Origin of the sequence: Streptomyces lacaronensis, assembly GCF_047337785.1 — a bacterium.
In the GTDB taxonomy this organism is placed as follows: Bacteria; Actinomycetota; Actinomycetes; order Streptomycetales; family Streptomycetaceae; genus Streptomyces; species Streptomyces lycopersici.
In genome coordinates, this window is record NZ_JBLHDK010000003.1 from 2,804,646 (window position 1) to 2,823,585 (window position 18,940).

At 73.0% G+C, this 18,940-nt stretch carries 15 protein-coding genes and 5 tRNA genes; 6 read left to right on the forward strand and 14 right to left on the reverse strand.

The features are described from left to right. Positions 1-49: 49 nt before the first annotated feature. Complete coding sequence (locus tag ACMTAK_RS11760) at positions 50-877, reverse strand: aminotransferase class IV (protein ID WP_413806163.1); 828 nt, start codon at positions 875-877, stop codon at positions 50-52. Next, a complete protein-coding gene (locus tag ACMTAK_RS11765) occupies positions 874-1,929 on the reverse strand; it encodes a chorismate-binding protein (protein WP_413806164.1) in 1,056 nt (351 codons plus the stop codon). The genes ACMTAK_RS11760 and ACMTAK_RS11765 overlap by 4 nt, the downstream gene beginning before the upstream one ends. Before the next feature lie 160 nt (positions 1,930-2,089). On the opposite strand from ACMTAK_RS11765, the gene ACMTAK_RS11770 reads away from it, so the two are divergent. From ACMTAK_RS11770 to ACMTAK_RS11790, 5 genes are all read left to right on the forward strand, one after another. Further along, a tRNA-Gly gene (locus ACMTAK_RS11770) sits at positions 2,090-2,162 on the forward strand. Between the two features lie 28 nt (positions 2,163-2,190). After that, positions 2,191-2,261: transfer RNA gene (locus ACMTAK_RS11775), tRNA-Cys, on the forward strand. 1 nt (position 2,262) lies between these two features. Further along, positions 2,263-2,334 (forward strand) — tRNA-Val (locus tag ACMTAK_RS11780). 25 nt (positions 2,335-2,359) lie between these two features. After that, a tRNA-Val gene (locus ACMTAK_RS11785) sits at positions 2,360-2,431 on the forward strand. Positions 2,432-2,442: 11 nt separating this feature from the next. Then, positions 2,443-2,514: transfer RNA gene (locus tag ACMTAK_RS11790), tRNA-Val, on the forward strand. A gap of 76 nt (positions 2,515-2,590) precedes the next feature. Here ACMTAK_RS11790 and ACMTAK_RS11795 read toward each other — a convergent pair. The 4 genes from ACMTAK_RS11795 to ACMTAK_RS11810 form a co-directional block, all read right to left on the reverse strand. Next, complete coding sequence (locus tag ACMTAK_RS11795) at positions 2,591-2,872, reverse strand: TFIIB-type zinc ribbon-containing protein (protein WP_020867118.1); 282 nt, start codon at positions 2,870-2,872, stop codon at positions 2,591-2,593. Between the two features lie 77 nt (positions 2,873-2,949). Further along, entirely contained in the window at positions 2,950-3,966 is a 1,017-nt protein-coding gene (locus ACMTAK_RS11800) for a phosphotransferase (protein WP_413806165.1), read from the reverse strand. A gap of 338 nt (positions 3,967-4,304) precedes the next feature. Then, positions 4,305-4,523 (reverse strand): hypothetical protein, encoded by a 219-nt coding sequence (locus ACMTAK_RS11805; RefSeq protein WP_413806166.1) that lies wholly within the window; start codon positions 4,521-4,523, stop codon positions 4,305-4,307. A gap of 286 nt (positions 4,524-4,809) precedes the next feature. Continuing rightward, entirely contained in the window at positions 4,810-5,046 is a 237-nt protein-coding gene (locus ACMTAK_RS11810) for a hypothetical protein (protein ID WP_137980317.1), read from the reverse strand. A 468-nt stretch (positions 5,047-5,514) separates the two neighbouring features. Between ACMTAK_RS11810 and ACMTAK_RS11815 the strand changes: the two genes are divergently transcribed. Continuing rightward, positions 5,515-6,846 (forward strand): serine/threonine-protein kinase, encoded by a 1,332-nt coding sequence (locus tag ACMTAK_RS11815; RefSeq protein WP_413806167.1) that lies wholly within the window; start codon positions 5,515-5,517, stop codon positions 6,844-6,846. A gap of 128 nt (positions 6,847-6,974) precedes the next feature. On the opposite strand, the gene ACMTAK_RS11820 is transcribed toward ACMTAK_RS11815, so the two are convergent. From ACMTAK_RS11820 to ACMTAK_RS11855, 8 genes are all read right to left on the reverse strand, one after another. Further along, positions 6,975-7,793, reverse strand: a complete 819-nt coding sequence (locus tag ACMTAK_RS11820) for a TrmH family RNA methyltransferase (protein WP_413806168.1) — start codon at positions 7,791-7,793, stop codon at positions 6,975-6,977. 81 nt (positions 7,794-7,874) lie between these two features. Beyond that, positions 7,875-9,095, reverse strand: coding sequence for a uroporphyrinogen-III C-methyltransferase (cobA, locus tag ACMTAK_RS11825; protein ID WP_413806169.1), 1,221 nt, complete (start codon positions 9,093-9,095; stop codon positions 7,875-7,877). 107 nt (positions 9,096-9,202) lie between these two features. Then, on the reverse strand, positions 9,203-13,459 hold the full coding sequence (cobT, locus tag ACMTAK_RS11830) for a nicotinate-nucleotide--dimethylbenzimidazole phosphoribosyltransferase (RefSeq protein WP_413806170.1): 4,257 nt from the start codon (positions 13,457-13,459) through the stop codon (positions 9,203-9,205). Positions 13,460-13,739: 280 nt separating this feature from the next. Then, the gene (gene cbiE / locus ACMTAK_RS11835) at positions 13,740-14,993 is read right to left on the reverse strand and encodes a precorrin-6y C5,15-methyltransferase (decarboxylating) subunit CbiE (RefSeq protein ID WP_262700900.1); all 1,254 of its coding nucleotides are present in this window, start codon (positions 14,991-14,993) and stop codon (positions 13,740-13,742) included. 293 nt (positions 14,994-15,286) lie between these two features. Beyond that, positions 15,287-15,934, reverse strand: coding sequence for a GNAT family N-acetyltransferase (locus tag ACMTAK_RS11840; RefSeq protein ID WP_413806171.1), 648 nt, complete (start codon positions 15,932-15,934; stop codon positions 15,287-15,289). A gap of 195 nt (positions 15,935-16,129) precedes the next feature. Further along, positions 16,130-16,954: a MetQ/NlpA family ABC transporter substrate-binding protein gene (locus ACMTAK_RS11845; RefSeq protein WP_413806172.1), complete on the reverse strand. Its 825-nt coding sequence runs from the start codon at positions 16,952-16,954 to the stop codon at positions 16,130-16,132. Positions 16,955-17,046: 92 nt separating this feature from the next. Further along, positions 17,047-17,835, reverse strand: a complete 789-nt coding sequence (locus tag ACMTAK_RS11850; RefSeq protein WP_413806173.1) for a methionine ABC transporter permease — start codon at positions 17,833-17,835, stop codon at positions 17,047-17,049. Next, on the reverse strand, positions 17,832-18,887 hold the full coding sequence (locus tag ACMTAK_RS11855; protein WP_413806174.1) for a methionine ABC transporter ATP-binding protein: 1,056 nt from the start codon (positions 18,885-18,887) through the stop codon (positions 17,832-17,834). Before ACMTAK_RS11855 ends, ACMTAK_RS11850 begins: the two co-directional genes overlap by 4 nt. Positions 18,888-18,940: the final 53 nt, after the last annotated feature.

Genomic DNA, 18,940 nt, shown 5'->3' on the forward strand with positions numbered 1-18,940 from the left:
GGCATACCCGCTCAGAGTGCGATACCCCCACCGCCCGCCCAGAGCCCGCTCAGGGGTCGATGTCCTCGGCCGCCCGCTCGACGAAGATCCGCAGGGCCTCGGCGGTGACCGGACCTGGGGCGCCGGGCAGGGTGTGGCCGTCCACGCGGTGGACGGCCTGTACGTCGCGGGTCGTGGAGGTCACGAAGACCTCCTCGGCCCGGTACAGCGCGTCCAGCGGCAGATCGGTCTCCTTTGCGCCCACCCACTCCAGCACCAGGGCGCGGGTGATCCCGGCGAGGCAGCCGGAGGAGAGCGGCGGGGTGTGCAGCTGGCCGTCGAGGACCACGAAGACATTGGAGCCGGTGCCCTCGCAGAGCGCGCCGACCGTGTTGGCGAAGAGGGCCTCGGTTGCGTCGTGCTCGCGGGCGCGGGCGAGCGCGACCACGTTCTCGCCGTACGAGGTGGTCTTCAGGCCGGTGAGGGCCCCGCGCTCGTTGCGCGCCCAGGGGACGGTGACCACGGCCGTGGCGTCGGGCCTGCGGGCCGCCTCGACCAGCGCGACCACCACGGTGGGCCCGGCCGTGCCCCGGTCGGAGCCGAGCGGTGAGATCCCTCCGGTGTAGGTGATCCTCAGCCGTCCGAACGCCACGGGGTGGGCCTTGAGCACCTCCTCGCAGCCCCGCCGCACCTCGTCCAGGTCCGGCTCGGGGAGCCCCAGGCCCGCGGCCGAGCGGGCCAGCCGCCGCAGATGGCGGGTGAGGGCGAACGCCCGCCCCTCGGTGGCCTTGACGGTCTCGAAGACGCCGTCGCCGACCGTGAGCCCATGGTCGAACACGGACACCATGGCGCTGTCCGGGTCGCAGAGGGATCCATCGAGCCAGATGGCCGGTTTCATCGCGTCGCCCTTCCCGTTGTCTGCTGTACACCCGACGCTACCGCGAGCAGCCGGGCGGCCTTGAGTTCCGTTTCGCCCCATTCGCGCTCCGGGTCCGAGCCCCATGTGATGCCCGCCCCGGTGCCGAACCGCAGCACGGCCCCGGCCGGGCCGCGGTCGATCCAGAAGGTCCGTATCCCGACCGCCAGCTCACCGGTGCCGCGGTCGGCGTCGACCCAGCCGATACCGCCGCAGTACGGGCCGCGGGGCGCGGTCTCCAGCTCCTCGATGACGCGCAGCGCGCTGGACTTGGGCGCGCCGGTGACCGAGCCGGGTGGGAAGGTGGCCGCGAGCAGTTCCGGCCAGCCGGTGCCGGGGGCGAGTTCGCCCCGCACCGTGGAGACGAGATGGACCAGACCGGGGTGCGGTTCGACCGCGCAGAGCGCCGGGACGGTCACCGAGCCGGTGGCGCAGACCCGGCCCAGGTCGTTCCGGACCAGGTCCACGATCATCACGTTCTCGGCGTGGTCCTTCTCCAGCAGATCCTCGGGGACGCGGCCGGTGCCCTTGATGGGGCCGGACTCCACGGTGCGCCCGGTGCGCCGCAGAAACAGTTCGGGCGAGGCCGTGGCGACCTCCACCCCGTGGGCCGGCAGCCTTACGGTGCCCGCGTACGGGGCGGGGTTGCCCAGGGCCAGCAGCGCGGTCAGCGCGTCCACATCGGCCCCGGCGAGGTCGGGCAGCGGCGCGGACAGCACCCGGCAGAGGTTGGCCTGGTAGACCTCACCGGCCGCGATCCGCCGCCGGACGTCGCGCACCCCCGCGGTGTAGGCGGCCCGGTCCAGTGACGAGATCCACTCCCCCGCCGTGGGGCCGCGCCAGCCGCCGGGCGCGGGCGGCGGCACCGGCTCGGTCCGTACATCCCCGAAGCGAGCACAGACCAGACGGCCCTCGAAGTCCGCGACAACGGCCCAGAAACCCTGGGTTTCCAGGGCCGACGGGTCGCTGGTGACATCCCGTAGATCGGTGGCGAGCAGGCCGCCGAAGCGGGCGAGCGGGGGCAGGTCGTGCACGGTTGCGAGTCTATGGTGCCCAGGTCAGGGCGGCCTCGGGAGGGAGTGCGGCGCGCGAGCAGGGCAGCACGCTGCGGAAACGGAATTTGAGCTGGCCCCGGAATCCGCTAGAGTTCAACACGTCGCCGGGACGCGGAAGCGCCCCGGAGAAACGACACCTGCGGACGTGGCTCAGTTGGTAGAGCATCACCTTGCCAAGGTGAGGGTCGCGAGTTCGAATCTCGTCGTCCGCTCGGTGTGGGGGTTTCGACCCCCACGGCTGGTGGAGTGGCCGAGAGGCGAGGCAACGGCCTGCAAAGCCGTCTACACGGGTTCAAATCCCGTCTCCACCTCGGACGATTAGCTCAGCGGGAGAGCGCTTCCCTGACACGGAAGAGGTCACTGGTTCAATCCCAGTATCGTCCACTCGGATCCTCATTGGATCCATCCTGCGCGATTAGCTCAGCGGGAGAGCGCTTCCCTGACACGGAAGAGGTCACTGGTTCAATCCCAGTATCGCGCACGCAGTGCTGCGGACGATTAGCTCAGCGGGAGAGCGCTTCCCTGACACGGAAGAGGTCACTGGTTCAATCCCAGTATCGTCCACATCGATCGGCGGAGGGCCGGAGCGAAAGCTCCGGCCCTCTGACGTTTCCCGACGTTTCTCCGGCCAGGAAGCTTCTCAGGACGAGAAGAGCATGTGCCCGAAGCCGCGTTTGTGGTGGCCGTGGTGGCCACCGTGGTGCCCGTGCTGCGGCGCGCCCCAGGCGGGTGCGGCCGGGTACGCCTGCGGGGCACCGGGCGGAGCGGGCGGCACCGCTTGCGTCCACTGCGACTCAAGGCGGGTCAGCGCCTCCAGCTCCCCGTAGTCCAGGAAGATCCCCCGGCAGCCGCTGCACTGCTCTATCTGGACGCCATTGCGGTTGTACGTGTGCATCGGCGCATGGCACTTGGGACACTGCATGGTCCGCTCAACTCCTCATGCTTCTGACAGAGCGCGCCGGAACATGCGTCCGGGCGCGTGGACTTCACCCTACGGCCTCATCCTGCGGCCTCCATGAAGTGGGCGATGCGGACGGACGCCTCCACCATCGCCTCCTCGGCCTCGTCCAACGCCCGCCCGGCGGCGGCCGCCTTGGCGAGCGCGAGCGCGGCCGTCTGGACGGTGAGGGCGCGGGCCGGCACGTCCAGCCGCGGCCAGGGATCGCCCTCCCCCGCGGCGGAGCCGCCCGCGGCCCGGTACGCCCCCAGGAACCGCTCCCAGTCCTCGGCGGCGAGCAGCCCGGCGGCGTACCAGGCGGCGGGCCGGGCGAGGTCCCAGGCCGGGTCGCCGAGGCCGAGGTCGTCGATGTCGATCAGCCGCCAGTCGGTGGCGCGGTGGCGGACGAGCTGGCCGAGGTGGAGATCGCCGTGGCAGAGCCTGTGGTGTCCGCTGCTTGCCCTGCCTTCGTTGCGTTCGTTGGCTTCGATGCCATCGCTGGCTTCGATGCCATCGCTGGCTTTGTTCATGCGATCCGTACGGTCCACGCCGCGCGCCCAGCCGGGCAGTCCGGCCCAGGCCCGCAGCACGGCCCGGGTGGCCAGGCTGTCGGGGAGCGCCGCCGCCCGTAGCCGGGCGATGGCGCGGGCCGCCTTGTCCGGGCCGCGCATCGCCGGGAGCGGGCCGGGCAGTTCGGCGATCGGCACGGAGTGCAGCCGGGCAAGCAGCTTCCCCGCCTCGACCCAGGGGGCGGCGTCCGGCGCGTCGGGGGCCACGGGTTCGCCGTACGGCCAGAGGGTGACCTGCCGCCCGTCGGGCAGCGCGGCCATTCCGTCGGACAGCGCGGCCATTCCGTCGACCGGCGGCAGCAGTATCTCCGCGCACCGGGGATGGGCCGCGACGCCGAGCCGGACGGCCAGCTCGGCCGGGTCCGTGCCGGGCGGATGCGCCTTGGCGACGATGTGGCCGCACCGGACGACGGTGCCGTCGGGCCGGTCGGCCAGGACGGTCACCTCGGCGGTGGCGTCGCGCTGGGCCCGGCGGAGGGCGGTGACGAGCTGCGCCGCGGTTTGGCTCACGGCTCCCCCATGTCATCGGCTGCCCCGGGATCGTAGCTCCTGCCGGGCGGGTCGCCGGGGCTCTGACCCTTCTGGTGTCGGGCGCCTGCGCCCCCGCTGATCCCGTGTGGGCGCGCGCCCTCGGGCTTCCGCGTGAACCACGCCGCCGACGGGTCCGACTGAGGCGTCCCTGCGGCGGCCCGCGTCAATCCACATCGACCTGAATCAGTCCTGAAAGGCGCGATGCCCGGACAGCTCCCCAGCTGTCCGGGCATTCGTGCCGTCCGCCGCACCCCCGTCCCCACGGGGTTAATGGCCGGAAGTCCCCGGCCCGGGCCGCTCTCCCGGGCCCGGGGCGCTCAGCGCCCCAGCATTCCCGCCACGGACGACGCTTGTGTGACGACGGCATCCCAGCCGCCGAAGGTGATGGTCAGGAGGATGGCCATCGGCAGCACCATCGCCGCCGCGACCAGAGGATGGCGGGTGCCGGTCTGCGGGCCGCCGAACGCGTCCACCACCGCGCTCACGGACCTGCGACGACGTGTTCCGATGACCGTGCGTCCAGCCGTGTCCGCCATCGTCCCTCCTCCGTCACATCTGGGGGCGGCGAGCGTCTGACCTCGGGGGACGAGTGCTGCGCCCGCCGCTTGACGACAACATTAGGCGCGCGGCCCGGTCCTCGGCGTCATGCCTTCGTACCGATTGCCGGGCCTCCCGGAGGATGACCCCGGGAGGCGTCGACTACTCCCCTGGGTGGAGATGCGCCCTCACGCCTTGGGGTCTTCCCGGAGGGGACCGCGGAAGAGGTCCCTCCGGAGGCCCTCCGGAGTCCATGGAGTATGCCCCTCCGAGCGCCCGCGGGCTCTACTCACCCTCCCCCTCCTCACTCCGCGGCACCGGCTGCTCGACCAGGGCCAGGACCCGGTTGGCCATGAAGCGGGCCGTCCGCACCGCGGACCCATTACGGGTGACTTCGCTCACTTCCACCACCCCCCGCCGGACCGCCGTCTCGACCCTCCGGCCCGCCCTGGTGGCCACCACTTCATATGTCCGCGTCGTGTCCCCCGCGTCCACGACTATCTCCACACGATCACCCTTCACGGTCTCAATCCCCCTTCTGAGACGGCCTTTTGAGATCACGCAGCAGCGGGCCCGAGCGCGGATTGCCACGATTCCGGCCCACTTCTCCAGGATCCCAGGCACCACTGACAATCCATCGGCAGACGCATGCGCGGCCTCTCAGCGCGAGGGGCCGTCAATCCGTAAGCTGTGCACGTCAGACGGACGGCAACGGAACCACAGCGGCGAACCGGCGGCAGTTCGACGGCGAACGGCAAGCAGACGGCAGCGGATGGGGCTCCCCACCAGGGGTCAGGGCCTGTCCGGAGTTGTGATCTGGATCAGGGAGCGGGGCGTGGTGCGTGCGATCGCAAGGCGCCGGAAGGCCCTCGTAGCGGAGCTACCAGGGCCTTCCGGCAACGCCGCGAGCGTGCGTGCCACGCCCCGCGAGCCCAGATCACAACTCCGGACAGGCCCTAGGGGCCTCCCCACCGGAGGTAGGGGACGGACATGGCGATGATGCGGCTCCGGCGCGAGGACCCGCGTGTCGTCGGCTCCTTCCGCCTCCACCGGCGGCTCGGCGCGGGCGGCATGGGGGTGGTCTACCTCGGTTCCGACCGGCGCGGGCAGCGGGTGGCCCTGAAGGTGATCCGGCCGGACCTCGCGGAGGACCGGGAGTTCCGGTCCCGGTTCGCCCGGGAGGTCTCCGCCGCGCGGCGGATCCGGGGCGGCTGTACGGCCCGGCTGGTCGCCGCCGACCTGGAGGCCGACCGCCCCTGGTTCGCCACCCAGTACGTACCGGGCCCTTCCCTCCACGACAAGGTGAACGAGGAGGGCCCGCTGCCCGCCGCCCAGGTCGCGTCGATCGGGTCGGCGCTGGCCGAGGGGCTGTTGGCGGTCCATGAGGCGGGGGTCGTCCACCGCGACCTCAAGCCCTCCAACATCCTGCTCTCGCCCAAGGGCCCGCGCATCATCGACTTCGGCATCGCCTGGGCGACCGGCGCCAGCACCCTCACCCACGTGGGCACGGCGGTCGGCTCGCCCGGCTTCCTCGCGCCCGAGCAGGTGCGGGGCGCGGCGGTGACCCCGGCGACCGACGTCTTCGCGCTGGGCGCCACGCTCGCGTACGCCTCGACGGCGGACTCGCCGTTCGGACACGGCAGTTCCGAGGTGATGCTGTACCGGGTGGTCCATGAGGAACCGCAGCTGCTGGGCGTCCCCGACGCCCTGGCGCCGCTGCTCCACGCCTGTCTGGCCAAGGATCCGGAGGACCGGCCGAGCACCCTGCAACTGTCGCTCCGGCTGAAGGAGATCGCCGCGCGCGAGGCGCACGGCCACGGCTCCGGTGCCGGGGGCTACGGCGGCGGGCCGGGCCGTCCCCCGGCGCGGCGCCCGGAGGCGTACGCCGACCAGCACACGGAGCGGCGCCCCGGCGGTACGCCCGCGCCGCGGAGCGGGCCCCCGTCCCAGCGGCCGGGAGCCGGTACGGGCGGGAGCTCGGGACGGCCCTCTGGGCGGAACACGCCCGCTCGCCCGGCACAGCGCCGGGGTGGCCCGAGGCCGCCCGCGCGTACGGGGCGCCCGGCCCAGACCGTGCGCACCTCGCCGAACGGACGCCGCCCCAGCGGGCCCAACCGCCGGCTGCTGCGGCAGCGGCTGACCGTGTTCGTCGTGGTGACGCTGCTGGTGGCGCTGGGGATCGCGGCGGCGCAGGGCTGCCAGGGCCCGGCGAACGGGCTGGGCGGCGCGCCGCCCAGGCCGACGGAGTCGGTTTCGACGGCGGCGCTGGACCCGGTGGCGGCCGAGCCTGACGGCCGCCAGGGCGTGTCCGACGGGGCGTGACGCCTGCGGCGGGCTGTTCCCCTACCCGCCCCTTCCCACAATTGGGGCTCCGCCCCAGACCCCGCTCCTCAAACGCCGGAGGGGCTGGAAGGTGGGGCAGGGGCGAAGCCCCGCCACGTGGCGGGCCGTCAGAGCCCCGGTCTGCCCGAGGTGACCGCGTAGAAGGCGACCGCCGCCGCCGCGCCCACGTTGAGGGAGTCCACGCCGTGGGCCATCGGGATCCGGACCCACTCGTCCGCGGCCATCAGCGCCTGGGTGGAGAGCCCGTCGCCCTCCGCGCCCAGCATCAGCGCGACCCGCTCCAGGCGGTGCGGGGCAGCGTCGTCGATGGTGGTGGCCTTCTCGTCGGGGGTCAGGGCGAGGATCTTGAAGCCCGCCTCGCGGACCGCCTCCAGTCCGCGGGGCCAGCTCTCCAGGCGGGCGTACGGCACGGAGAAGACGGCGCCCATGGAGACCTTGACCGAGCGCCGGTAGAGGGGGTCGGCGCAGTCCGGGGAGAGGAGCACGGCGTCCATGCCGAGGGCCGCGGCGCTGCGGAAAATGGCGCCGGTGTTGGTGTGGTCGTTGACGGACTCCATGATGGCGACGCGCCGCGCGTCCGCCAGGATCGTCTCCGCGTCCGGCAGCGGCTTGCGCTGCATGGAGGCGAGGGCGCCGCGGTGGACGTGGTAGCCCGTCACGCGTTCGGCCAGTTCGGGGCTGACGGCGTAGACGGGGGCGGGGACGTCCTCGATGACGTCCCGCATCACATCGACCCACTTGGACGACAGCAGCATCGAGCGCATCTCGTAACCGGCGACCCGGGCGCGCCGGATCACCTTCTCGCCCTCGGCGATGAACAGGCCCTCGGCCGGCTCCCGCTTGCGTCGTAGCTCCACATCGGTCAGACCCGAGTAGTCGCTCAGCCGCGGGTCGTCCGGATCATCGACGGTGATGAGATCAGCCACTTAAGTGATACTGCCTTGTCCTGGATGCGGTGCCAATGAGCCCGACGTGAATAAGTTACCGGCGGTTACGTCCCGATGGCGTCACCGGTGGTCACGGGAGGAGAGGGCGACGACCTCACCGATCACCACGACCGCCGGGGGTCGTACGCCCTCGGCGGCGACCTTCTCCCCGACGGTGGCCAGCGTCGCGTCCACCCGGCGCTGGGCCGGGGTGGTGCCCTCCTGGACCACGGCGACGGGGGTGTCGGCGGCGCGGCCGTGGGCGACGAGGGCCGCGGCGATGGCGCCGATCTTCTCCACGGCCATGAGCAGCACCAGCGTGCCGCGCAGCCTCGCCAGCGCCGCCCAGTCCACCAGGGAGCTGGGGTCGTCGGGGGCGACATGGCCGCTGACCACCGTGAACTCATGCGCGACGCCCCGGTGGGTCACCGGGATCCCGGCCGCACCCGGAACGCTGATGGAGCTGGAGATACCGGGCACGACGGTGCACGGGATCCCGGCCTCGGCGAGCGCCTCCGCCTCCTCCATGCCGCGCCCGAAGACGAAGGGGTCGCCGCCCTTGAGGCGGACCACCGACTTGCCCGCCTTGGCGTGCTCGATCAACGCGTTGTTGATCGCTTCCTGGGCCATGAAGCGGCCGTACGGGATCTTCGCGGCGTCGATCACCTCGACATGCGGCGGCAGTTCATCGAGCAGATCGCGCGGGCCGAGGCGGTCGGCCACCACCACGTCCGCCTCGGCGAGCAGACGGCGGCCGCGCACGGTGATCAGGTCCGGATCGCCGGGGCCGCCGCCCACCAGCGCCACATGGGGACCGCGGGTGCGATGGCGGGGCGCGGCGAGGGTGCCGTCGCGCAGCCCCTCCACCACGGCGTCCCGTACGGCGGCGGAGCGGCGCGGGTCCTGTCCGGTGAGGACGGCGACGGTGACGCCCTCGCTGCGCCCGGTGGCCGGGGTCCAGGCGGAGGCGGCCTCGGCGTCGTCGCTGCGCACACACCAGACGCGGCGCGCCTCGGCCTCGGCGGACGCGGCGGCGTTGGCCTCCGGGTCGTCGGTGGTGATCAGGACATACCAAGCGCCCTCGAAGTCGCCCTCCTGGTAGCGGCGGCGCTCCCAGCGCACCTCCCCCGCCTCGGCCATGGCCTCGACGGAGGCCGTGGCGGACGGCGAGATCAGCAGGATGTCCGCACCGGCCGCTATCAGCGCGGGCAGCCGGCGCTGGGCGACCTGACCCGCCCCGAGGACGACGACACGCCGCCCGGAAAGGCGCAGCCCGACCGGGTATGCGAAGTTTTCGGACATGGCGGTGCGGCTCTCCTCGTGCGAAGCAACGGCCGCTGCGGCGCTGGAGCGGCTGATCGTCTGTGGGGCGGGGCCCCCGCCGACACCCTACGCGGCGGGGGCACGCATCAGTTCTTCTCCGTGACCCCCGCGGAGTCAAACGTGGCCACCTCGTGCATCGCCCGTGCCGCGCTCTGCACCACCGGGAGGGCGAGCAGCGCCCCGGTGCCCTCGCCAAGCCGCAGATCCAGGTCGACCAGGGGGCGCAGGCCCAGCTTGTTCAGCGCCGCCACATGGCCCGGTTCGGCGCTGCGGTGGCCCGCGATGCAGGCTGCCAGCACCTCGGGCGCGATGGCGCGGGCGACCAGCGCGGCGGCGCCCGCGCTCACCCCGTCCAGGATCACTGGCGTACGCAGCGAGGCGCCGCCCAGCAGCAACCCGGCGATCGCGGCGTGCTCCAGGCCGCCGATCGCCGACAGGACGCCGATGGGGTCGGCCGGATCGGGCTGGTGCAGCTCGAGACCGCGCCGTACGACATCGATCTTGCGCGCGTGCATCTCGTCGTTGATGCCCGTGCCGCGCCCGGTCACCTCGGCCGGGTCGGCGCCGGTGTAGATGGAGACCAGGGCGGCCGACACGGTCGTGTTGGCGATCCCCATCTCCCCGGTGAGCAGCGCCTTGTTCCCGGCGGCCACCAGATCGCGGGCCGTCTCGATGCCCACCTCGATGGCGCGCAGCACCTCCTCACGGGTGAGCGCGGGGCCGGCGGTGAAGTCTCCGGTGCCCGCCCGCACCTTGCGCGGCAGCAGCCCGGGAGTGCTGGGCAGATCGCTCGCCACGCCGACGTCCACGACGCACACTTCGGCGCCCACCTGACCGGCGAAGGCGTTGCAGACCGCGCCGCCGCCCAGGAAGTTGGCCACCATCTGACTGGTGACCTCCTGCGGCCAGGCGGTGACGCCCTGTGCGTGCACCCCGTGGTCGCCCGCGAAGATCGCGACGGCCGCGGGCTCCGGGATCGGTGGCGGGCACTGCCGGGACAGCCCGCTCAGCTGGGCGGAGATGATCTCCAGCATGCCGAGCGCGCCGGACGGCTTGGTCATCCGCTTCTGCCGCTCCCACGCCTCGCCGAGCGCCTTGGCGTCCAGCGGGCGGATGCCCCGCAGGGTCTCCTGGAGCAGATTGTGCGGGTCCCCGCCGGGCAGGGTGCGGCGGCCGTACGACTCCTCGTGGACCACCCAGGACAGCGGGCGGCGCTTGGACCACCCGGCCTTCATCAGCTCCGGCTCCTCCGGGAACTCGTCGACGTATCCGACACACAGATACGCCACGACCTCCAGATGCTCGGGCAGCCCGAGCTCCCGCACCATCTCGCGCTCGTCGAAGAAGCTGACCCAGCCGACGCCGAGGCCCTCGGCACGGGCGGCGAGCCACAGGTTCTCCACCGCGAGCGCGGAGGAGTACGGCGCCATCTGCGGCTGGGAGTGCCGGCCGAGGGTGTGGCGGCCGCCACGGGTGGGGTCGGCGGTGACGACGATGTTGACCGGCGTCTCGAGGATGGCCTCGATCTTCAGTTCCTTGAACTGCTTGGCCCGGCCCTTGGGGAGCGACTTGGCGTACGCGTCCCGCTGGCGCATGGCCAGCTCGTGCATGGCGCGCCGGGTCTCCGCCGAGCGGATCACGACGAAGTCCCACGGCTGGGAGTGCCCCACGCTGGGCGCGGTGTGCGCGGCCTCGAGGACGCGCAGCAGGACTTCGTGCGGGATGGGGTCGGGCCGGAAGCCGTTACGGATGTCCCGGCGCTCGCGCATCACGCGGTGGACGGCGGCGCGCTCGGCCTCGTCGTACCCTTCGGCGCGGGGGCCGATGGGGATGGGGACCGCCTCGGGCTCCGGCTCCCGCTCCGGCTCGGTTTCCGCCTCGGGCTCCGGCTCCCGCTCGGGCTCGGGCTCCGGCTCCGCGGCGGATTCGGGGCCCGTCTCGGAGGTGTCGTCCTCGGGGTTGGTGTCCTCGGGGGCCGTCTCGGGTTCCGATTCCGACTCGGGCTCCAGCTCGGGGGCGATGGCCTCGGCGTCGGTGGTTTCGGCCGTGTCGGCTTCGGCCGCGCCGGCTTCGGGCTCCGTGGCTTCGGGGTCGGCGGCTTCCGCGTCCGTGGCCTCCGGTCCGGCGGTCCCGGGCTCGGGCTCGGTGGCTTCCGGGGCATCGGATTCCGGGGCACCGGCCTCCGGCTCCGGGGCGTCCTGCTCCGCGGCCCGGGTCTCGGGCTCGATGGTCGCGGGCTCGATGGTCTCGGGCTCGATGGTCTCGGGCTCGGTGGCTTCGCCTTCGGGGGCCGAATCGAGGGCTGCGGCCTCGGGTTCGGCGGGCTGGGCCTCCGCCCCTGCTTCAGCCTCCGCCGTGGGCTCGATGGCCTCCGTACCGGCCTCCGGTGCTGCCTCGGCGGCCGCTTGTGCCTCCGGCTCCGCGGACGTCGCCCCGGCCTCGGCGGTCTCGGACGCCTCCGCCTCGGGCGCTTCGCTCGCGGCGGCCTCGGCGTCCGGGGTGTCCGCCGCTTCGGCCCCGGGAGCATGCTCCTCCGGTGACGGCTCCTCAGCCACGCCCTCGGCCGCTGCCTCGGGGGGCTCCGGCTCGGCGGCGGTCGGCTCGGGCTCCGGCTCGGCCGCCGTCTGCTCAGGCGCCTCGGCCGCCATCCGCTCCTCGGCGGACTCCTCCGGCATCACGGCCTCGGCCTCGGTCTCCGGTGCGGCCTCCGCCTCAGGTGCCCCCTCCGCCTGCGGCTCGGCGGGCGCCTCCCGGTGGGACGCCTCGGCGGCGGACGGTTCCTCGGCTGCGGACTCCTCGGGCCGAGGCGTCTCGTCGGCCACTATCGAGTGACCCGGGGCCACGGCGGTCTGCTCCACCGTTTCGGCGGGCTGCTCAGGGAGTTGCCGAACGGCCTCCTCGGCGGGGGCCTCGGCGGCGGGAGCGGGCGGCACCTGGATCGCGATCGGCTCATGGGCCAGTTGCGCCGGAATCTCCGGCGCGGCCCCCGCGACCGGAGCCGGGACGGGCTGGGCCTCGGGCAATTCGGTGACCGGCTCGGTCTGGGCCTGGGCCGGGATGTCGACAACCTGGTCCTCGGCCACGGCGGCCTGCGGGGCGGGCTCCACGACGGGCGCCCCGGCCTGGGCCGGGATGGTCGCACCCGTCTGGTGCGGATCCACGGCAGCCGGGTCCACATACCCCTGGTCCATCGGGACCGGCTGCGCCTCAGGCGCCACCGCCTCGGGCTGGGCGAACTGCTCGGGAGCGGGCTCCGCTTCGAGTACCTCCGCGACCTGGGGCTCCTCGGCCGGAATCCCCGTCTCCACGGGAACGGCCTGCCGCACCGGCGGCGTGGAGTCCCACGCGTCCCCCGGCGGCGGGGCGTCGACGAGCTGCGAGAGGTCCGCGAGCTGGGGCCCGGGGAGCCGACCCGGGTCTTCGGGCTGCGGGGTGAAGTACTGCGGTCCGGCGGCGTACTGGGGCGCGGTGGAGTAGTCCGCCGCCAGCGGCTGCTCGGGCATGACCGGCTGCTGCTCAGGCATGACCGGCTGATGCTCGGGAACGGCGAACAGCTCCGGCGCGGTGAACGGCTGCTCGGGCATGACGAACTGCTCGGGCCCGGCGAACGGCTGCTCGGGCATCCCGCCCTGCCCGGCCATCCCGCCCTGCTCGGGCGCCGGGACGCCCTGCCGCGCCCCCACCCCGTACTCCGGCTGCGGCTCGGACAGCGCCTCGGGCTGGGACGCGACCTGGTGCGGCACCTGCGGCTGCTGCTCGGGCGCGACCTGCGGGTCCGGGACCTCCGGGACGGCCTGTTGCTCGGGCGGGACCTGCTGCTCCTGCGGCTGGGACTCCGGCTGGCGTACGGGCGCGGCGTGCCGCCCCGCCGCCGGACCCCGGTCGGCGAGCGAACGCACCACGCCGTTGGAGGTGTCGGGCACCGGCGGGCCCATGTGGAGCGGCCGCCGGGCGGGGGCGGCGGGCGCCGCGTAAGCGGCCGGGGCGGGGGCCTGCTGCGGTACGGGCTGCTCCGCCACGGGCTGTGGCTCGGGCATCTGGGCCTCGGCGTACGCGGCGGGGTCGAGCACGCCCGCCTCGTACGCCCCGGTCTGGTACTGGGCCTGCTGCTCGCTCCAGGCGCCCTGGGCGCCCGGCATCAGCAGCAGGTCGTCCTCCTCGCCCACGTGTTCGGAGCCGTCGGGGAAGGCGTAGGCGGCGCCGGGAGGGACACCGGGCTGCGGCTGTTCGGTGTAACCGGCGTCGGCGGGCGGGGCGTGGACATCCGCCGGGTGCGGATGTCCGAGTCGTCCGCCTGCGTTCTCCGGCAGTCCCTCGCCCGGGACCTGGCCGGTGTCGGTCATGCGTACCCCTCGCCCATCGCTAGTGCTCCTTCCAACCGCCTACCGCCGAGAGCAAGCCCCCTGAGCAAGAACGAGCATGCGCCGTGCGCGGCACGTAGACACGCCCGAGGCTTGCCTACCGCGGCCCCGCCAAGGGAGGGGCACATTCCGGCCTTTGGCCAATAAAGCACCGAACGCCGGGCAGCGGTATAGGCAGTACAACGATCCGCCAGCCTACCCCGGGCGGTGCCCGGAGCAGGTCACCGGGGCGAAGCTCGGGGCGAACGTCACAAGGACAAAATCACTGGTGCGGGCGGTGGCCGCACAGCATGAAGGCGACCGCGCGCTCCCGTTCGGTCCAGCCCCGCGTGTCCAGTTCGACGGATTGCGACAGCACGCATTCGACGGCGTAGCCGCCGTCCTCCAGCGCCGCGCCGATGGCCTCCGCCTCGTCCCGGGTCGCGGCTTGCGTGACGATGCGCTCGGGGCGGCGCGCGGCGCACGCGGCGACCACGGGCGCGCCCCCGCCGCCGATCCGCACCACATCCGGCTCCGGCAGATCCTCCAGCACCTCGGGCGCGACGCCCTGGACCACCTGGAGCTGTACGGCGAAGCGGCGGGCCAGGGTGGCGGTGCGCTCGCAGGCGTCCGGGTCGCGGTCGACGGCGATGACGGCGGCACCGAACCCGGCGGTCTCGACGGCCGCCGCGCCGCTGCCCGCTCCGATGTCCCAGACCAGGTCGCCCAGGCGGGGGCCGACGCGGGCGAGTTGAAGGGCGCGCAGCTGCGGGGACTCGCTCTCGCTCAGCGCGGTCCCGTACGCGGGTCCTGGCAGCGCCCAGCCGCGGACGGTGCCGGGATAGCCGGGCTCCCGTCCGGCGATCCAGCCGCCGCCCTGGAGCGCGCCGCGGCCGGCACCGGCCGACGAGCCGCCGCGGACGGGCGCTATGCCGGAGCCGCCGATGACGATGACGACGTTGGGGTCGCGCCAGGCGTGGTCGGCGGCCTTGTCGGAGGTCAGCACGGTGACCTGTTCGCGCTCGGTGCCCAGGGCCTCGCAGATGACGAAGGTGCGGTGCACCGGGCCGAGCAGCAGCGCGAGTTCGGCGGGCCCCGCGCCGGGCGAGGTGAGGACGGCGACCTTGGTGTGGGCGCGGCAGACGTTGACCGCGCGGCGCAGATCGCGGCTGTGGGCGACCACGACCTGGGCGTCGTCCCAGGGCATCCCGGCCCGCGCGAAGGCGGTGGCGACGGAGGAGACGGCGGGGACGACCTCGACCTCGAGCCCGTGCTCGGGGGCGCGCAGTGCGCGGACGACGCCGAAGAAGCCGGGGTCGCCGTCGGCCAGGACCACGGCGGAGCCGCGGTGCTGGGCGATCCTGCGGGCCGCGAGGTCCACGCTGCCGAGCCGGATCCGCTCGGCGCCGGGCGGCACTTCGGGCAGCGCCAGGTGATGGGCGGCGCCGGCCACGAGGGTGGCCGCGCCGAGGGCGGAGCGGGCCGCGTCCGTGAGCGGGGTGCCGTCCCAACCGATCACCGTGACGCGGTCGGCCATCGTCCTTGTTCTCCCCTATGTGTGGCGGGTCGGGTCTGTCGGGTGCGTCGCGGTGGGGTGCGGATGCGTCGCGGTGTGGTGCTCGCGGAGGTCCACGGGCGGTCGCGGCCGGTGCGCCGCGGATGCGCGGGTCACGGCCACGGACGCCGCCGAGACCCGGGGGGCTCGGCGCGGACAGAGAGTACCCCGGCTGGTCCGGACCGCCGGAGCGGGGGCGGGCGCTGGGGTGGTGCGCCGAGGCGCGGACGGCGCGAATGCGCCGGATGTCCGCCCCGGCCGGATGCGGCCGGGGGTCAGCCCCAGTCGGAGTAGGTGGGGTAGACGCCGAATCCGTCGGGCCCGGAGATCCGGTCGGAGGCGCCGTCGAGATCCTCGGCGAGCAGGCTCCAGACGATGAGGTCGGTGCGCAGATCGGTCCAGCCGCCGTCCTCCGTCTGGATGCGGGCTATCCAGGCGTGGCGCAATACGCCCTCGCTGACGCAGCCGACCTTCTGGGCGACCTGCTGGGCGGCGGTGTTACCGGCGGCGGTGCGCAGCTCCAGGCGCTCGAACTTCTGGTCGTGGAACAGCCAGCGGGCCACGGCCAGCACCGACTCCGAGGCATAGCCCTCACCGCGCGCCCAGTGGGCGACGATATAGCTGACCTCGGTGGCCAGCAGCCGCCAGTCGGTATTGCGCAGATGCACGATGCCGACGAGCCGCTGGGTGAGGAATTCGGCGACCGCGAAGACGATTCCGCGGCCGGTGGTCCGTTCCGCCGGGGCGAGCCGCAGCGCCTGGTCGCGGGCGTCGGCGAGGTTGTACGGATAGGGCGCCCGGGTCCAGGCGATGACGCTTTCGTCGTTCATCATGTCCGCGAGCGCGGGTATGTCCGCTTCCTCGAACGGGCGCAGCACCAGCCGTTCCGTGCTGATGGAGATGTCCGGGAAGGTGGATGTCATGCGCCGCTCCGTAACCGGGGTGGTTGTCTGGGCCGTGGAAAGGCCCAGCATGCAGCATCACGCAGGGGAAACGCAGCACGGGGGGTGAATCGGAAGGCTCCGCATCCGGTTGTGGTCCGGATGCGGAGCCTCGGGGATCCGCCGGCGGGCGGGTAACGTCGGCGTATTCCTTGCGGTGTGACGGTGTGCCGCGGATCAGAAGGACGGCAGTACGGAGCCCTGGTACTTGTCCTTGATGAACTTCTTCACCTCGGGGGAGGTGAGGAGCTTGGCCAGCTTCTTGACGCGCGGGTCGTCCTCGTTGCCCTTCTTCACGGCCAGGAAGTTGCCGTACGGGTTGTTCTTGGGCGATTCGAGGATGATGGCGTCCTTGGCGGGCTTGAGGTTTGCCTCGATGGCGTAGTTGCCGTTGATGACCGCGGCGTCCACGTCGTCGAGCGACCGCGGCAGCTGGGCGGCCTCCAGCTCCTTGAACTTCAGGCCCTTGGGGTTGGCGGTGATGTCCTTGGGGGTGGCCTCGTTGCCGACGCCGCTCTTGAGCTTGATGACGCCGCCTGTGTCCAGCAGCTTCAGCGCGCGGGCCTCGTTGACCGTGTCGCTCGGGACGGCCACGGTGGCGCCCTTCTTGAGCTCGTCGGCCTTCTTCACCTTGTGCGAGTAGAGGCCGAGCGGTTCGAGGTGCACGGTGACGACGGGCACGATGTCGGTGCCCTTCTTCTTGTTGAAGTCGTCGAGGAACGGCTGGTTCTGGAAGTAGTTGGCACCGACCGAGCCGTCCTGGGTGGAGAGGTTCGGCGTGTTGTAGTCGGTGAACTCCTTCACCTCGAGCTTGAGGCCCGCCTTGTCGGCCAGGTGGTCCTTGACGTAGTCGAGGATCTCCGCGTGCGGGACGGGGCTCGCGGCGACGACCAGCGCGCCGTTCTTGTCGTCCGACGAACCCGGGGCGCCGCACGCGGCGGCACCGAGGGCGAGCGCTCCGGCGGCGAGGACGGTGGTGACGGTCTTGGTGGTGTTGCGCACGAAAAGTGCCTTTCTTCAGGGGCGCACGAATCCGCCGCGGGTGCGGAAGCGGAATTCGGGCGGGGTGGTACGGGGTGCGGGGGTGTGGGGGCTCAGGGGACCTTGGTGGGCTCCACGGTCTCGATCTCGGCGGGCGCGGCCCGCCGCTCCGGCGCCGGAGCGGGCTTCCGGGCCCGGGACGCGCCGCCGCGCAGCAGCACCAGCCGCGGGGCGACCGAGGAGCGGCCGCGGTGCGACAGGGCGCGGGCGGCGAGGTCGCCCGCGAACTGGATGATGGCGATGACCACCGCGAGGATGGCGACGGTGATCCACATCAGCTTGGTCTCGAACCGCAGATAGCCGTAGCGGACCGCCAGGTCACCGAGGCCACCGGCGCCGACCGTGCCGGCCATCGCGGAGTAGCCGATGAGCGCGACGATCGTGGTGGTCGCGCTGGAGATCAGCGACGGCAGCGACTCGGGCAGCAGCACCTTGCGGACCACCGTCCAGGTGGAGCCGCCCATCGACTGCACGGCCTCCACCAGCCCGCCGTCCACCTCGCGCACCGACGTCTCCACGAGCCGGGCGTAGAAGGGGATGGCACCGATGGCCAGGGGCACGATGGCGGCCTCGGGGCCGATGGTGGTGCCGACGATCGCGCGGGTGAAGGAGATCAGCGCGACCATCAGGATGATGAACGGCATTGAGCGGGCGATGTTCACGACCTGCCCGACGACCTTGTTCACCACCACGTTCTCGAGTACCCCGCCGCGGTCGGTGAGGACCAGCAGCACGCCGAGCGGCAGTCCGCCGCCGACGGCGATCAGCGCCGACCAGCCGACCATGTAGAGGGTGTCCCAACACGCCTGCTCCAGCAGGGGCTCCATCTCGGACCAGGTCACTTGGCGCCCTCCTTGAGGAGCGGGGTCGGGTTCGCGCGCGGGCCGTCGGCGATGGCCGCCACGTCGACCTGGAGGCCCTGCTCCCGCAGGAAGCCGATCGGGACGACGTTCTCCTCGAACCGGCCGGGCAGCTCGATCCGCATCCGCCCGACCTGGTGGCCGCCGACGGTGTCCATGGCGGCGCCGAGGATCGAGATGTCGATGTTGTACGTACGGGACAGCTGGGAGATGACCGGCTTGGTGGCCGCCTCGCCCTGGAAGGTGACGTCCACGACCGTGCGGTCCTCGCCCGAGGGCACCCCGCCGACCGGGAAGAGCTCCTGGGCCAGCTCGGAGCCGGGCGTGGCCAGCAACTCGCTGACCTTGCCGGACTCCACGATCCGCCCGTCGCGCATCAGCGCGGCCGAGTCGCAGATCGTCTTGACGACGTCCATCTCGTGGGTGATGAGCAGCACGGTCAGGCCCAGCTGCTCATTGAGGTCGCGCAGCAGCTGGAGGATCGAGCGGGTGGTCTCGGGGTCCAGCGCGGAGGTCGCCTCGTCCGAGAGCAGCACCTTGGGGTCGCCGGCGAGCGCGCGGGCGATGCCGACGCGCTGCTTCTGGCCGCCGGAGAGCTGTGCGGGGTACGCCTTCGCCTTGTCGGCGAGGCCCACCAGCTCCAGCAGTTCCAGGGCCTTGCGGGTGCGCTCCTTGCCGGAGACGCCGAGGATCTCCAGGGGCAGCTCGACGTTGTCCCGCACGGTGCGCGAGGAGAGCAGGTTGAAGTGCTGGAACACCATGCCGACGCGGCTGCGGGCCTGGCGCAGCGCGGACCCCGCGCGCCGGCCGCGCCCGGCGAGCGCGGTGAGGTCCTGGCCGGCCACGCTGACCGTGCCGGAGGTGGGGCGCTCCAGGAGGTTGACGCAGCGGATGAGGGTGGACTTCCCGGCGCCGCTCTGGCCGACGACGCCGTACACCTCACCCTCGCGGACATGCAGATCGACGCCGTCGAGGGCGGTGACCTCGCGGCCTCGTGAGCGGTAGACCTTGGTCAGGTCCGTGGTGGTGATCACAGGGTTTCCATCACTGTTGAGTGCACGGCGGCTGGTGCCGCCGGGCACGGCTC

Bases quoted from the DNA above. Each gene is read 5' to 3' on its own strand.
- ACMTAK_RS11760 (WP_413806163.1), bottom strand. From the start codon at position 877: ATGAAACCGGCCATCTGGCTCGATGGATCCCTCTGCGACCCGGACAGC.
- ACMTAK_RS11795 (WP_020867118.1), bottom strand. From the start codon at position 2,872: ATGCAGTGTCCCAAGTGCCATGCGCCGATGCACACGTACAACCGCAAT.
- ACMTAK_RS11805 (WP_413806166.1), bottom strand. From the start codon at position 4,523: ATGGCGGACACGGCTGGACGCACGGTCATCGGAACACGTCGTCGCAGG.
- ACMTAK_RS11815 (WP_413806167.1), top strand. From the start codon at position 5,515: ATGGCGATGATGCGGCTCCGGCGCGAGGACCCGCGTGTCGTCGGCTCC.
- cobA (WP_413806169.1), bottom strand. From the start codon at position 9,095: ATGTCCGAAAACTTCGCATACCCGGTCGGGCTGCGCCTTTCCGGGCGG.
- cobT (WP_413806170.1), bottom strand. From the start codon at position 13,459: ATGACCGACACCGGCCAGGTCCCGGGCGAGGGACTGCCGGAGAACGCA.
- cbiE (WP_262700900.1), bottom strand. From the start codon at position 14,993: ATGGCCGACCGCGTCACGGTGATCGGTTGGGACGGCACCCCGCTCACG.
- ACMTAK_RS11840 (WP_413806171.1), bottom strand. From the start codon at position 15,934: ATGACATCCACCTTCCCGGACATCTCCATCAGCACGGAACGGCTGGTG.